The 14,248-nt window shown below is 64.7% G+C and carries 12 protein-coding genes; 9 read left to right on the forward strand and 3 right to left on the reverse strand.

Annotation, left to right across the window (positions count from 1 at the left end):
- The first annotated feature begins 191 nt into the window (after window positions 1-191).
- The 3 genes from X738_RS71890 (at window position 192) to X738_RS71900 (ending at window position 3,123) form a co-directional block, all read left to right on the forward strand.
- Window positions 192-1,052 (forward strand): TIGR01459 family HAD-type hydrolase, encoded by an 861-nt coding sequence (locus X738_RS71890; protein ID WP_023802261.1) that lies wholly within the window; start codon window positions 192-194, stop codon window positions 1,050-1,052.
- A 43-nt stretch (window positions 1,053-1,095) separates the two neighbouring features.
- Complete coding sequence (locus X738_RS71895; protein ID WP_023802262.1) at window positions 1,096-2,079, forward strand: bifunctional riboflavin kinase/FAD synthetase; 984 nt, start codon at window positions 1,096-1,098, stop codon at window positions 2,077-2,079.
- 231 nt (window positions 2,080-2,310) lie between these two features.
- Entirely contained in the window at window positions 2,311-3,123 is an 813-nt protein-coding gene (locus X738_RS71900; protein ID WP_023802263.1) for a MipA/OmpV family protein, read from the forward strand.
- A gap of 35 nt (window positions 3,124-3,158) precedes the next feature.
- Here the strand turns inward: X738_RS71900 and X738_RS87550 are convergent, their stop codons facing one another.
- Complete coding sequence (locus tag X738_RS87550) at window positions 3,159-3,509, reverse strand: antitoxin Xre/MbcA/ParS toxin-binding domain-containing protein (RefSeq protein ID WP_051407930.1); 351 nt, start codon at window positions 3,507-3,509, stop codon at window positions 3,159-3,161.
- Window positions 3,490-3,675 (reverse strand): hypothetical protein, encoded by a 186-nt coding sequence (locus tag X738_RS85265; protein WP_023802265.1) that lies wholly within the window; start codon window positions 3,673-3,675, stop codon window positions 3,490-3,492. Before X738_RS85265 ends, X738_RS87550 begins: the two co-directional genes overlap by 20 nt.
- A gap of 54 nt (window positions 3,676-3,729) precedes the next feature.
- Here X738_RS85265 and ileS point away from each other — a divergent pair, with 54 nt between their 5' ends.
- A complete protein-coding gene (gene ileS / locus X738_RS71915; RefSeq protein ID WP_023802266.1) occupies window positions 3,730-6,714 on the forward strand; it encodes an isoleucine--tRNA ligase in 2,985 nt (994 codons plus the stop codon).
- A 272-nt stretch (window positions 6,715-6,986) separates the two neighbouring features.
- Window positions 6,987-7,661, forward strand: a complete 675-nt coding sequence (locus X738_RS71920; protein ID WP_023802267.1) for a hypothetical protein — start codon at window positions 6,987-6,989, stop codon at window positions 7,659-7,661.
- 29 nt (window positions 7,662-7,690) lie between these two features.
- On the opposite strand, the gene X738_RS71925 is transcribed toward X738_RS71920, so the two are convergent.
- Entirely contained in the window at window positions 7,691-8,143 is a 453-nt protein-coding gene (locus X738_RS71925) for a nucleoside deaminase (protein ID WP_023802268.1), read from the reverse strand.
- Window positions 8,144-8,867: 724 nt separating this feature from the next.
- On the opposite strand from X738_RS71925, the gene X738_RS0143310 reads away from it, so the two are divergent.
- The 4 genes from X738_RS0143310 (at window position 8,868) to X738_RS71940 (ending at window position 14,246) form a co-directional block, all read left to right on the forward strand.
- Window positions 8,868-10,580 (forward strand): pseudouridine synthase, encoded by a 1,713-nt coding sequence (locus tag X738_RS0143310; protein WP_245277789.1) that lies wholly within the window; start codon window positions 8,868-8,870, stop codon window positions 10,578-10,580.
- A complete protein-coding gene (rsmD, locus tag X738_RS71930; protein WP_023802269.1) occupies window positions 10,561-11,115 on the forward strand; it encodes a 16S rRNA (guanine(966)-N(2))-methyltransferase RsmD in 555 nt (184 codons plus the stop codon). Before X738_RS0143310 ends, rsmD begins: the two co-directional genes overlap by 20 nt.
- Before the next feature lie 94 nt (window positions 11,116-11,209).
- Window positions 11,210-12,574: a M16 family metallopeptidase gene (locus X738_RS71935; protein ID WP_023802270.1), complete on the forward strand. Its 1,365-nt coding sequence runs from the start codon at window positions 11,210-11,212 to the stop codon at window positions 12,572-12,574.
- A 331-nt stretch (window positions 12,575-12,905) separates the two neighbouring features.
- Complete coding sequence (locus tag X738_RS71940; protein WP_245277792.1) at window positions 12,906-14,246, forward strand: M16 family metallopeptidase; 1,341 nt, start codon at window positions 12,906-12,908, stop codon at window positions 14,244-14,246.
- Window positions 14,247-14,248: the final 2 nt, after the last annotated feature.

Raw genomic sequence — 14,248 nt, forward strand, 5'->3', positions numbered from 1 at the left:
TCTCGGCAAGAGCGGCTTGCGCGCTTGCCTTCGTCAGTGCCAAGGCAATCCTGAAACCAGGGCAATCCTGAAAAATGTGAAAGCTGGTGACAGGGTCAAGTGCTTCGGTTAATGCGAACCTGCCGCGGTGGACCCCTGCCGCGGCGGACGTCGGCGGCGACGCTCGCAACCATCATGATTTGGGAAACGATATGGCGGACTCGCCCGATATCATCGGCTCGCTCGCGGATTTGTCGGGAGCCTATTGTGCCATCCTGTGCGACGTCTGGGGTGTGGTCCACAATGGCGAACGGCATTTTCCGGCCGCGGCTCTGGCGCTGGGCACCGCGCGCGAGGCGAAGATACCTGTCGTGCTGATCACCAATTCGCCGCGGCGCAGCGCCGATGTGGTGGCGCAGATGAATGCGATCGGCGTTCCCTCTGCGGCCTATGACCGGGTCGTCACCTCCGGTGACGTGACCCGCGACCTGATCATGGAGGGGCCGCGAAAGATCTTCCACATTGGCGCCGATCGCGATTTCACGCTCTATGACGGGCTTGATGTCGAGCTGGTCGAGGAGTTCGAGGCGTCCGGCGTGGTCTGCACCGGGCTGTTCGACGACGAGGTCGAGAAGCCGGAGGACTACGCCGATCTTCTGCGGCGGCTGCGCGCCAGGAACCTGCCCTTCATCTGCGCCAATCCCGATATCGTGGTCGAGCGCGGCGAGCGGATGATCTGGTGCGCCGGAGCCTTGGCCCGCGACTATGCCCAGCTCGGCGGGCGCACGCTGATCGCCGGAAAACCTTATGCCCCGGTCTATGACGTCGCGATGAAGGAGATCGCCGACCTGCTCGGCCGCCCGGTCGAGCGCTCGGACGTGCTGGCTATCGGCGACGGCATGATGACCGACATCAAGGGCGCTGCCGACAATGGCTTCGACGTGCTCTACGTGTCGGGCGGCATCCATGCCCGCGACTACGGCGATCCGCTACAACCGGATCCGGCCAGGCTGATCGCCTTTCTGGAAAGGCATGGCTACCGGCCGGTCGCGGTCATTCCGAGACTGCAGTAGGCTCGCTCGATGACGGAAGCCTCGAAATGACGCAAGCCCCGAAATGACGGAAGCCTTCGAACGCGTTTCTGCCATCTCGCCGCTGCCGGCCCATTTGCGGGGTGGCGTGGTGGCGATCGGCAATTTCGACGGCGTCCACCGCGGCCACCAGGCCGTGCTCGAGCGCGCGCTGGCCGAGGCCCGCCGGCGCGGCGCGCCGGCGCTGGTGCTGACCTTCGAGCCGCATCCGAGAAAGGTGTTCCGGCCCGAGATTCCGCTGTTCGTGCTGACACCGCCGCCGATGAAGGCACGGCTGCTGTCGCATCTGGGCTTTGCCGCACTCGTCGAGCAGCCGTTCACGCGCGCCTTCGCCGCACTGTCGGCGGAAGCGTTCGTGACCGACGTGCTCGACAGCAATCTCGGCATCATTCACGCCGTGACCGGCTTCGACTTCCACTTCGGCAAGGACAGGCAAGGCGGCCCGGCCTATCTGATGGCGGCCGGCGAACGCCACGGCTTCGGCGTCACCCTGGTTGACGCCTTTCGCGACGAAGGCGCCGAAGTGGTGTCGTCGAGCCGAATCCGCGCGCTGCTGTGCGAAGGCGCGGTGGCCGAGGCCGCCGGCCTGCTCGGCTACCGCTTCACGGTCGAGAGCGAGGTGATCGGCGGCCAGCAGCTTGGCCGGACGCTCGGCTTTCCAACCGCCAATATGAGGCTTTCGCCGGAAGCCACTCTGAAGGAAGGGATTTATGCCGTCCGCTTCCGCCGCGCCGACGGTACGCTTCATGATGGCGTCGCCAGCTTTGGCCGCCGCCCGACCGTCGACGACAACGGCGCGCCGCTTCTGGAAACCTTCGTCTTCGACTTCTCCGGCGATCTCTATGGCGAGCTATGCGCGGTGTCCTTCTTCGGTTTCCTGCGCGCCGAGGTGAAGTTCGACGGGCTCGACGCGCTGGTCGCGCAGATGAAACGCGACGAGGCCGAGGCGAGGGCGCTGCTTGCCGGCGTCAGCCCGCTGTCCGAGCTCGACACGGCCATTGCTTTTTGAGCGAATTCGCCAGGCCGATCGCAGCGTCGCCTGACATTTGTCGTCACTTGACGTCTTGCCAATTTGGCGGGTATCGCCGAGGGTCATGCCCGTCCAGCGAGCAGCTTGCGCTGGATGCACGCCAAAAAAGTGAGTCAGCGTGTCGAGTTTAAATCAAAGTTTACTGAACCGGCGCCATGGCTCTTTGCAGGCAGGTTGTTCCCGCCGGTGTTTCGCGCGTATGGAGTGACGATGCGTTCTATCAAGGTATATCAGGTGGTCTTGGCCACCTTCCTGCTGGGCGCGCCCGGTGCCGCCGAAGCCGCCGATGGCGCCTTGGGCTGGCTGTCCGGCGACTGGTATCTGACAGTCGGCGCCACCGGCCTGGTCGCCCCCGATTTCGAAGGCAGCAAGAACTATATACTCAGCGCCCAGCCGATCATCTCGCTCGGCAAGGTCGGTCCTGCGGCCCGCTTCACCTCGCGCAACGACAACATCTCGCTGGGGTTGATCGACGAAGGCGGCTTCCGCGCCGGCCTGGCCGGAAAAATCCTGTTTTCGCGCGATGGCGACGACGCCGACGAACTGAGAGGCCTCGACCCGGTGCGCTGGGGCGGCGAGGCCGGCGGCTTCTTCGAATTCTATCCTTTGGACTGGTTGCGCGCCCGCGCCGAATTGCGGCACGGCATTCGCGCCCATAACGGCTTCGTCGCCGACATCGCCGCCGACGCATTCCACGATGTGACGCCGGAGGTCAGGATCTCGGGCGGGCCGCGCGTTTCGTTCGCCTCGTCGGATTATTTCGACGCCTATTACGGCGTCGACGCCGGGGAAGCCATAGCGTCGGGCCTCAGCCGGTACCGACCGGACGGTGGCGTGAAGTCGGCGGGCCTCGGCGGCGCGGTGACGTGGAAAGTGACCGAGCCGATGACGGCCAGCCTGTTCGCCGAATATTCGCGGCTGATGGGCCCGGCGGCCGATTCCAGCCTGGTCAAGGAGCGCGGCTCAAGGGATCAGTTCACGATCGGCGTGTCGACGACCTATCGCTTCGATTTCTCGATGTGATGTCGCAGGTTGTGTATTGCGCGCAGCCGCATGGCTCAGGCGACTATGCCGTAGGCGATGCGGTTGAGTTCGTCTTCCACAAGCGTGGCACCTGCTTCCGATTGCAGGAGATCGATGGGCACTTGGTTGAGCACCCGACTTGGCTTGCGCAGCCACCGCTGCGCCTTTTCATGGTTGCCGAAAACGCGATCCGCCATCGCTGAAATGCGTTCAAGTCGCAGAGCGCGGCCGGACTCGGCAATCGTCAGGGTCACATTTCGTTCCTTCCGGTGCGCTAAACTGTGAAATACAACCGTAGATGTTGGTCTTCCAATACCATCTGCCGACAAACATAGGCGCAATTGGTAAACGCTCCTAGGGTAAGCATCAGAGTTCGGGCTTTTCAATGGGGCCGGCCTCGTCTAAAAGCCCGGTCATGACGCAGTTTCCTCGCGCGCTCGCGATTGCGATACGAATTACAAGCCCGGTGTTCCGGGCGGCCTGAGCGCCGCCGGAGCCGCCGGGAATTTTGCGCGCGGCCTCTCGCGCTTTTTCCAGATCATGATAGTTCAACGCCCGGGCTCTTTGCCGGGCAATGCATATGGCAGACCAATGACCGATACGCCGATGACCGACACTGTTGAAACGATCGACTATTCCAAGACGCTTTATCTGCCGCAGACGGATTTTCCGATGCGCGCCGGCTTGCCCGAGAAGGAGCCGCTGCTGGTCAAGCGCTGGCAGGACATGGAGCTTTACCGCAAGCTGCGCGAAAACGCCGCCGGCCGCGAAAAATACGTGCTGCATGACGGCCCGCCCTACGCCAACGGCAACATCCATATCGGCCATGCGCTGAACAAGATCCTCAAGGACGTCATCACCCGCTCGTTCCAGATGCGCGGCTACGACTCGAACTACGTGCCCGGCTGGGATTGCCACGGCCTGCCGATCGAATGGAAGATCGAGGAGCAATACCGCGCCAAGGGCAAGAACAAGGACGAGGTGCCGGTCAACGAGTTCCGCAAGGAATGCCGCGAGTTCGCCGCACACTGGATCAAGGTGCAGGGCGGCGAGTTCCAGAGGCTCGGCGTCGTCGGCGACTTCGACAATCCCTATACGACGATGGCGTTCCATGCCGAGGCGCGCATCGCCGGCGAGCTGTTGAAATTCGCCATGTCGGGCCAACTGTATCGCGGCTCGAAGCCGGTGATGTGGAGCGTTGTCGAGCGCACCGCGCTGGCCGAGGCCGAGGTCGAGTACCAGGACTACGAGAGCGATACGATCTGGGCGAAGTTTCCGGTCGTCAGCCTCGCTCGTCAGGTCACCAACGTCGAAGATGGGCAGCCAGCCTTGGATCCGAGGCTGACGCAGACGTCACTGGACTTGCTGGAGGCCGATGTCGTTATCTGGACGACCACGCCATGGACCATCCCCGGCAACCGTGCCGTCAACTATTCGCCACGCATCAACTATGGCCTCTACGAGGTCACTGCGGCCGAGAATGCTTTCGGCCCGCAGCCTAGCGAAAGGCTGATCTTTGCCGAAGCGCTGGCGGAAGAGGCTGCGACCAAAGCCAAGGTGACGATGGACCGCCTCCGTAGCATTTCGGCCGAAGAGCTTGGAAGCCTTACGCTTTCTCATCCCTTCAAAGGTTTGAATGGCGGCTATGAATTCGACGTCCCAATGCTCGCCGGCGAGCATGTCACCGACGAAGCCGGTACCGGTTTCGTCCACACGGCGCCGGGCCATGGCCGCGAGGATTTTGACGCCTGGATGGATGCAGCTTCGGACCTTCGCCAGCGCGGCATCGACACAGCGATCCCGTTCACCGTCGACGATGCCGGCTTCTTCACCAAGGAAGCGCCAGGCTTCGGCGCGGACCGCGAGGGCGGTGCGGCGCGCGTCATCGACGACAACGGCAAGAAGGGCAATGCCAACCAGGCGGTCATCGACGAGTTGATCAAGCGCAACGCGCTGTTCGCGCGCGGGCGGCTGAAGCATTCCTATCCGCATTCGTGGCGGTCGAAGAAGCCGATCATCTTCCGCAACACGCCGCAATGGTTCGTCTTTATGGACAAGGAGCTCGGCGACGGCACGACGCTGCGCAGCCGTGCCCTGAAGGCGATCGACGACACCCGCTTCGTGCCGGCCGCTGGCCAGAACCGCATCCGCGCCATGATCGAGGAGCGCCCCGATTGGGTGCTGTCGCGCCAGCGCGCCTGGGGCGTGCCGATCGCCGTCTTCGCCGATGCCGACGGCAACGTCCTGCGCGACGAGGCGGTCAACCAGCGCATCATCGACGCCTTCGAGAAGGAAGGCGCGGACGCCTGGTTTGCGGCCGGCGCCAAGGAGCGTTTCCTCGGCAATCACGATGCCTCGAAATGGCAGCAGGTGATGGACATCCTCGACGTCTGGTTCGATTCCGGCTCGACCCATATCTTCACCCTGGAGGATCGTCCGGATCTGAAATGGCCGGCCGACGTCTATCTCGAAGGTTCCGACCAGCATCGCGGCTGGTTCCACTCCTCGCTGCTCGAAAGCTGCGGCACCAGGGGCAGGGCGCCTTACGACACCGTCGTCACCCATGGGTTCACCATGGACGAGGAGGGGCGGAAAATGTCGAAGTCGCTCGGCAATACCGTCGTGCCGCAAGACGTCATCAAACAGTCGGGCGCCGATATCCTGCGGCTATGGGTGGTGACCACAGACTACTGGGAAGACCAGCGGCTCGGCAAGAACGTGCTGCAGACCAACATCGACGCCTACCGCAAGCTGCGCAACACCATCCGATGGATGCTGGGCACGCTTGCCCATGACGATGGCGAGGACGTGCCGCTGGACAAGATGCCGGAGCTGGAGCGGCTGATGCTGCACCGGCTTTCCGAACTCGATGAAGTCGTGCGGGCGGGCTACGACGCCTTCGAGTTCAAGCGCATCACCCGCACGCTGCTCGACTTCATGGTGGTCGAGCTGTCGGCCTTCTATTTCGACATCCGCAAGGACGCGCTCTACTGCGAGGCGCCGTCCAGCGTGAAGCGCAAGGCGTCCGTGCAGGTGGTGCGCCATCTGTTCGACTGCCTGGTGAAATGGCTGGCGCCGATGCTGCCCTTCACCATGGAGGAGGCCTGGCTCGACCGTCATCCGGACGCCGTCTCGGTGCATCTCGACCAGTTTCCGCCAATCCCGGCCGACTGGAAGAACGAGGCGCTGGCGGAAAAATGGCGCAAGGTGCGGCAGGTTCGCCGTGTCGTCACCGGCGCGCTGGAGATTGCGCGCGCCCAGAAGGTCATCGGCTCGTCGCTGGAAGCGGTGCCGGTCGTCACGCTCGATGATGCGGCGCTCGAAGCGGCGATATCAGATGTCGACATGGCCGAAATGGCGATCACCAGCGATCTGGTCATTGCGCATGGCAACGCGCCTTCTGGCGCCTTCACGCTGGACGACGTCAAGGGCGTCGCCGTGGTGGTCGAGAAGGCCGAGGACCGGGGCCTTCTCAAATGCGCGCGCTCATGGCGCTACACGGCCGATGTCGGGCAGGACAAGGAATTCCCCGACGTTTCGGCGCGGGACGCAGCGGTGCTGCATGAATTGAAGGCGCTTGGTCGACTTTAATGCATGTCGCCCAAAAGCATGCCCCCGGGCCTGACCCGGGGGTGTGTAGCGGTTTTGGGATAACGACAGGCACAAGACCATATCGGTGCACAAATGCCACGGCAGGCGATTGATCGGCCCCCACTCGTTGCCCTTAACGAGTGGTTGAGATAAACACGCGAAACTCCGGACGACAAATTGTCGCCGGATTTCCGTCGGAAGAGCATGGGCGATGGGGACCGGACCTTTGGCCGGTGGCGATCGAGAGGCTGTCTAGAGTGGGACTTTTTGGCATGACCGAAAGAACTTGCGCGCGCGTTGCGCTGCTGGCGCCGCTTGTCGTGTCCGGCCTGGCCCTGTCCGGCTGCATGGGCTCGCCGACCTACGGGACCGACAAGACCGCCTCCGCCCAGCTTGCCGGCGATCTCACCAGCGCTTTTTCAGTCATGCCGAAGAACAAGGAAAAGATCGACTACAAGCCGCGCCCCGAATTGGTGAAGCCGGCGCCGGGCCAGAAGCAACTGCCGCCGCCGCAGGACAGCGCCACGGCAAGCGCCGATTGGCCGGAATCGCCCGAGCAGCGCCGCGCTCGCCTGCGCGCCGAGGCCACGCTCAACCAGGACGATCCGTCCTACCAGGCGCAGATCGTCGATGACGTCCAGACGGATCCAACCGCGATCAAGGCTGCGATGAAGGACTCGGGTTCCAGTCATCCGCCGGCCTGGAAGCCGGCGGATTCGGACAAGGGCCGCGCCGCCGAAGTCAAGCGCCGCCTTGCCGAACAAAAGCAGGGCGACCCGAACACCCGCCGATATCTGAGCGAGCCGCCGGTGCAGTATCGCGCCGCTTCCGCCACCGCGCCGGTCGATGACCTCGGCGAGGACGAGTACAAGAAAGCACGCCGCCTCAAGCGGGAAGCGGCCGCCAAGAACAAGAGCGGCGGCATGTTCGACTGGCTGCCGTGGTAAGCTGCCGGCGCTAAGAAATCCTGCGACGTTTAGGGTTCGCGTCGCTCCCTGAAAAAATCCTTCAGCAGCAGGGCTGCGTCGCTCTCGGCCATGCCTGGATAGATGTCCGGTGCATGGTGGCAGGTCGGTGAGGCGAAGAAGCGCACGCCGTTGACCACAGCGCCGCCCTTCTCGTCGGCGGCGCCGAAATAAAGCCGGCGCAGCCTGGCGAAGGAAATGGCGCCGGCGCACATGGCGCAGGGCTCCAGCGTCACATAGAGATCGTGGCCGGTGAGCCGCTCGCTTGACAGCTTGCGGCAGGCTTCGCGGATCGCCAGCATCTCGGCATGGGCGGTAGGGTCGGCAAGCTCGCGGGTGCGGTTGCCGGCACTGGCAACGACCGTATCGCCGCTGGCGATGACCGCGCCGACCGGCACTTCGCCGCGCAGGACGGCGGCTTCGGCCTCCTTCAGTGCCAGCGCCATGAAATCCGGCCGCTTCAAGCGGTTTCCATTCCGATTATCTCCTCGCTACTCCGGCGTGATCCTGTTATCTAGCGCATGATCCCGAAAACCGGAATCGGTTTTCGGAAGGGATCATGCACCAAATCAAAGTCCTACAGCGTCCTTTGCGCGTCCGTACGGACGCGCGGCGCTGTAGTGCAAACGAGCAAAGCTACATGGACGACAAAAACAAGAAATTCCCGCGCAAGAACGGCTCGAAACCGTCGGGCCCGCGTGGTCGCGATGTCGCTGCCGGCAAGGGCGGCAAGCCGTCCTTCGGCGTGAAAAAACCTTACGCGCCGCGCGGCGACCGCCCGCCGGCAGCTGACGGCGAGCGGCCGAAGCGCGACTTCAAAAGCGGCGACCGGCCGTTCAGCAAGGGGCCGCGCCCTGAAGGCAAGCCTTACGAGAAGCGCGAGGGGCCGCGCAAGCCATACGCGCCGCGCGGNCTGACGGCGAGCGGCCGAAGCGCGACTTCAAAAGCGGCGACCGGCCGTTCAGCAAGGGGCCGCGCCCTGAAGGCAAGCCTTACGAGAAGCGCGAGGGGCCGCGCAAGCCATACGCCCCGCGTGGCGACCGCCCGCTGGCGGCTGACAGCGAGCGGCCGAAGCGCGATTTCAAGGCTGGCGACCGGCCGTTCAGCAAGGGGCCGCGTCCGGAAGGCAAGCCTTACGAGAAGCGCGAAGGGCCGCGAAAACCGTACGCGCCGCGCGGCGACCGGCCGATGGCGGCTGACGGCGAGCGGCCGAAGCGCGACTTCAAAAGCGGCGACCGGCCGTTCAGCAAGGGGCCGCGTCCGGAAGGCAAGCCTTATGAAAAGCGCGAGGGGCCGCGCAAGCCATACGCGCCGCGCGGCGACCGGCCGGCGGCTGCCGAAGGCGAGCGCAGCGAAAGGCGCTTCGACCTTCCCAAGGGAGACTTCAGCGATCGCCCAAAACGCGACTTCGGCGATCGGCCCAAGCGCGATTTTGCCGGTGATCGGCCCCAAGGGGCATCGGGCGGCTTCAAACCGCGCCCGCGTCCCGCCGAAGCGACGGAAGAGGCTGGTGAGCGCATTGCCAAGCGGCTGGCCCGCGCCGGTCTTGCCTCGCGTCGCGATGCCGAGGAGCTGATCGCGGCCGGCCGCGTCAAGGTCAATGGAAGGGTGCTGTCCTCGCCGGCCTTCAATGTGATGCCTGGCGACATCATCCATCTCGACGGCATGGAGATCCCGCCGATCGAGCGCACCCGGCTGTTCCTGTTCCACAAGCCGGCCGGCGTCGTCACCACCAATCGTGATCCCGAGGGCCGCAAGACCGTCTTCGACGTGCTGCCGGCCGACCTGCCGCGGCTGATGACCATCGGCCGGCTCGATATCAACACCGAAGGCCTGCTGCTGCTCACCAATGACGGCGGGCTGGCGCGCGTGCTCGAACTGCCGGCGACCGGCTGGCTCAGGCGCTACCGCGTGCGCGTCCACGGCAAGGTCGAGGAAAGTGCGCTCGCCGGCTTGCGCGAAGGCATCGCCGTCGACGGCGTCTTCTATGGCGCCATCGAGGCGACGCTCGACCGTGAGCAAGGCACTAACGCCTGGCTGACGCTTGGCCTGCGCGAAGGCAAGAACCGCGAGGTCAGGAACATACTGGGCTCGCTTGGTCTCGACGTAACGCGACTGATCCGCATTTCCTACGGACCGTTCCAGCTCGACGACCTGCCCGAGGGCCATGTGCTGGAGATCAAGGGCCGGGTGCTGCGCGACCAGCTCGGCGAACGCCTGGTCGAGGAGTCCGGCGCCAATTTCGACGCTGACATCACCAAGCCGTTTTCCAACAGGCCGGTGCGGCGCGAAGCGGTGCGGGAAGAGGAACCTGAGCGGCCGAAATTCACCCGCGATGGCGAACGCCGTCCGATCGGCGAAGGCGGATTGATCAAGAACCGCAAGCGCCGCGAAGGCAGCCGCGACGAGGCGCTGGGCAAGCTGTCGACAAGTCCCGGCAGAAGCTTCGGGCCGGAAAAGAGCTTTGGTGAGCGTGGCCCCAAATCTGAACGCAGCGGACCCGAACGCGGCGGCTTTGTCGATCGCGGCCCCAAATCTGAACGTAGCGGGCCGGGCGGCTTCGGCGGCAAACCGGGCGGCGGGAAAAAGTCCGAACGCGAGCAGCGCCCGATCGAGCCGCCGGGCCAGCGCAAGGCCAATGTCTGGATGGCGCCCGGCGCGCGGCCGATCGGCAAGGGCAGGGCGGACGCCGATGCCGCCAGGGCGGCCGAAGCCAAGGAACGCAAGGCCTCGTTCAAGCCGTCTTACGGCAAGCCCGCCCGTGGAGGGGGAAAACCCGGAGGCGCAAAGCCGTTCGGCAAGCCGCGTGGCGAACGCCCAAATGATGGCGGCACAGGCGGCGACCGGCCGCGCAGCGGCCCCAAGGGATCCAGGGGAGGCAATGCGGATCGTCGGCGGTGAGTTTCGCGGGCGTCCGCTGGCGACGCCCCGCTCAAGCGCCATCCGCCCGACCACCGACCGCACCCGCGAGGCTGTCTTCAACGTGCTGGCGCATCGTTTCCCCGATAGGCTGGTCGGCGCGCGGGTGCTCGACCTGTTCGCCGGCACCGGCGCGTTCGGCCTCGAGGCGCTGTCGCGCGGCGCATCTTATGGCGTCTTCATCGAAGAATCGGCGGAAGGGCGCGGCCTGATCCGCACCAATGTCGAGGCCTTCAGCCTCACCGGGCGTACCAAGATATTCCGTCGCGACGCTACGGCTCTGGGCGAGGCGGGCACGATGGCCGCGTTCGGCCTGGTGTTCGCCGACCCGCCCTATGGCAAGGGCCTGGGCGAGCGTGCCTTGCGCTCGGCCAAGGCCGGCGGCTGGCTCGCCCCCGGCGCGCTCTGCGTCGTCGAGGAGGCGGCAGCGGCGCCGTTCGAGGCAGGGCCGGGCTTTTCGGTTGTCGACGAGCGCAGCTATGGCGAGACGGTTATCCGCTTTATCGAGGTTGGATGAAGGGAGCGCAGCGCCTTCAAAATGACGAACAAATCAATTTACCTGTGGCAACACCCCCGCCTATCGTCCCACCCCATGACAACCGGAGTCATCGATGACATCTCAGGCTGATTGGCTGCGCGGTACGCTTTTTGCGCTGGCTCTTGTGATGACCGGGCCGGTTCTGGCCGACAACAAGCCGGACGACGGCAAGGTGACGAATTTCCTGCTCGACAACGGCATGGAGGTCGTTGTCATCCCCGATCGCCGCGCGCCGATCGTCACTCATATGGTGTGGTACAAGTTCGGCAGCGCCGATGAGCCGCCGGGCAAGTCCGGCATCGCCCATTTCTTCGAGCATCTGATGTTCAAGGCGACGACCAACCATGCGGCCGGCGCGTTCGACCGCGCCGTCTCCGCCATCGGCGGTTCGAACAACGCTTTCACCTCCTATGACTACACCGCCTTTTACGAGACGGTGGTGCCGCAGGCGCTCGAGCAGATGATGGATTTCGAGGCCGATCGCATGCGCAACCTCATCCTCAACGACGACGTCATCGCCACCGAGCGCGACGTCATCCTCGAGGAACGCCGCTCGCGCATCGACAGCAATCCGCAGGCAGTGCTCGGCGAGGAGGTCGACGCCACGCTCTGGCAGAACCAGCCCTATCGCATTCCGGTGATCGGCTGGATGCAGGAGATGGAGAAGCTGAACCGCGCCGACGCCAAGGCTTTCTACGACAAATATTATACGCCCAACAACGCCGTGCTGGTGGTGGCCGGCGACGTCGAGCCGCAGGCGGTCAAGGCGCTGGCCGAAAAGACCTATGGCAAGGTCGCGCGTGGTCCAGACCTGCCGCCGCGCATCCGTCCGGTCGAACCCGAACAGAACACCAGGCGCACGGTGACGCTCGCTGACGCGCGTGTCAGCGTGCCGAATTTTTCGACGCAATGGGTGGTTCCCTCCTATCACACTGCGAAGCCGGGCGAAGCGGAAGCGCTGGACCTGCTGGCGGAGATCCTCGGCGGCGGCAGCCGCAGCCGGCTGTACCAGCAGCTTGTCGTCAAGCAAGGCATTGCCGCCGAGGCCGGCGCCTTTTTCCAGGGCACCATGCTCGATGCTACCACCTTCACCGTCTATGGCGCGCCGCGCGGCGACGCCAAGCTGGCCGATGTCCAGGCGGCGGTCGAGGCCGAGGTCGCCCGCATCGCCAGCGAGGGCGTCACATCGGGCGAGCTGGAGAAGGCCAAGGATCGTTTCGTCCGCTCGATGATCTTTGCCCGCGACAAGCAGGATTCGATGGCCAACATCTACGGCGCGACGCTCGCCACCGGCGGCAACGTCAGGGATGTAGAGGAATGGCCGGGCCGCATCCGCAAGGTCACCGCCGACGAAGTCAGGCAGGTTGCGGCGCGCTATCTCAATCTCAACCATTCGACATCAGGCTATCTCTTGCCGCAGACACAGGCAGGGAATTGATGTGATGACGAGCTTGAGCGTTTGCGCTGCCCCTCACCTGCCTGCCGGCATCCTCTCCCCGTATAGTGACGGGGAGAGGGGCGCTGTCATCNGCGCTGCCCCTCACCTGCCTGCCGGCATCCTCTCCCCGTATAGTGACGGGGAGAGGGGCGCTGTCATCGACAGTTTCGCCAATCACCAGCGTTCGGAAGAAGGGCGCGGGCATTGCGGCCAGCCCCTTCTCCCCGTCACTATACGGGGAGAAGTGCCCGGCAGGGCGATGAGGGGCGGCGCTGACTCCGACAGCTATTCGTCTCGAAAATCAGTCGGAAGCTACCATTTATCCGAAGCGATTGCGCCGAAGCGTATTGCCATCCCTTTAGTCACCCTGCTCCTCTCCCTCGTCTTCCTCGTCCTGCCGGCGCTTTCCGCTCGTGCGGCCATGAGCATCCAGGAGGTGACGTCGTCAAAGGGCATCACCGCCTGGCTGGTGGAGGACTATTCCGTGCCGCTCGTCGCCATCCGCTTCGCCTTCGACGGCGGCACGACGCAGGATCCCGCTGGAAAGGTGGGCCTTGCCAATCTGATGAGCGGCCTGTTCGACGAGGGCGCCGGCAATCTCGACAGCGAGTCCTTCCAGATCAAGCTCGACGACGTCGGCGCCGAGATGAGCTTCGAAGCGGCGCGCGACGGCATCTATGGCTCGATGCGCATGCTTGCCGAGCAGCGCGACGCGGCGTTCGACCTGTTGCGGCTGGCGGTCACCGAGCCGCGTTTCGACCAGGCGCCAATCGACCGCATTCGCGCGCAAGTGCTGTCCGGCATCATCGCCAACGAGCTTGACCCGGACACACTCGCCCAGCGCAAATGGCTGGAGGCACTATACGGCACCCATCCCTATGCGCGGCCCGAAGAGGGCACCAGGCAAAGCATCGCCACCATCACGCCGGACAATCTCATCGCCTTTCACAAGGCGAATTTCGCTCGTGATGGCCTGCATGTGGCGGTGGTCGGTGCCATCGATGCCGAGACGTTGAAGAAAAAGCTCGATATGGTCTTCGGCGGCCTGCCGCAGCATCAGGCGCTCGCGCCCGTCGCCGATGTCGATCCGAAACTCAACCAGCAGCTCGAGGTCAATTACGACCAGCCCCAGACGTCGCTGCAACTCGCCTATCCCGGCGTCGAGCGGAGTGCGCCGGATTTCTTCGCCGCGGTTCTGATGAACGAGATCCTCGGCGGCAGCGCCTTCACCTCGCGGCTGTTCGAAGAGGTGCGTGAAAAACGCGGCCTGGCCTACAGCGTCAGTTCCGACCTGGTCGACCACCAGCACGCCGACGCCCTGGCCATCACCACGGCGACCCGCGCGGACCGGGCGGCCGAGACTTTGGCTGTGGTGCGCGAGGTGGTGAAGCGCATGGCCCAGGAAGGGCCGACCGAAGCGGAACTGGCGGCGACCAAGAAATACTTGATCGGCGCCTACGCCATCAACAATCTGAACTCCTCCGGCGCCATCGCCGCGACGCTGCTCGAGCTGCAGCTCGACAAGCTCGGCAGCGACTATATGCAGCGCCGCGCCGCCCTCATCGACGCGGTGACGCTGGATCAGGTCAAGGCGGCGGCGAAAAAGCTGCTTTCCGCCGAGCCGGCCATCATGGTCGTCGGGCCGAAGCACGGCGAGGCCAAGGAGGAATGAGC

This window comes from Mesorhizobium sp. L48C026A00 (genome assembly GCF_000502375.1).
Classification (GTDB): Bacteria; Pseudomonadota; Alphaproteobacteria; order Rhizobiales; family Rhizobiaceae; genus Mesorhizobium; species Mesorhizobium muleiense.

Bases quoted from the DNA above. Each gene is read 5' to 3' on its own strand.
- X738_RS71890 (WP_023802261.1), top strand. From the start codon at position 192: ATGGCGGACTCGCCCGATATCATCGGCTCGCTCGCGGATTTGTCGGGA.
- X738_RS71895 (WP_023802262.1), top strand. From the start codon at position 1,096: ATGACGGAAGCCTTCGAACGCGTTTCTGCCATCTCGCCGCTGCCGGCC.
- X738_RS71900 (WP_023802263.1), top strand. From the start codon at position 2,311: ATGCGTTCTATCAAGGTATATCAGGTGGTCTTGGCCACCTTCCTGCTG.
- ileS (WP_023802266.1), top strand. From the start codon at position 3,730: ATGACCGACACTGTTGAAACGATCGACTATTCCAAGACGCTTTATCTG.
- X738_RS71920 (WP_023802267.1), top strand. From the start codon at position 6,987: ATGACCGAAAGAACTTGCGCGCGCGTTGCGCTGCTGGCGCCGCTTGTC.
- X738_RS0143310 (WP_245277789.1), top strand. From the start codon at position 8,868: ATGGCGGCTGACGGCGAGCGGCCGAAGCGCGACTTCAAAAGCGGCGAC.
- rsmD (WP_023802269.1), top strand. From the start codon at position 10,561: ATGCGGATCGTCGGCGGTGAGTTTCGCGGGCGTCCGCTGGCGACGCCC.
- X738_RS71935 (WP_023802270.1), top strand. From the start codon at position 11,210: ATGACATCTCAGGCTGATTGGCTGCGCGGTACGCTTTTTGCGCTGGCT.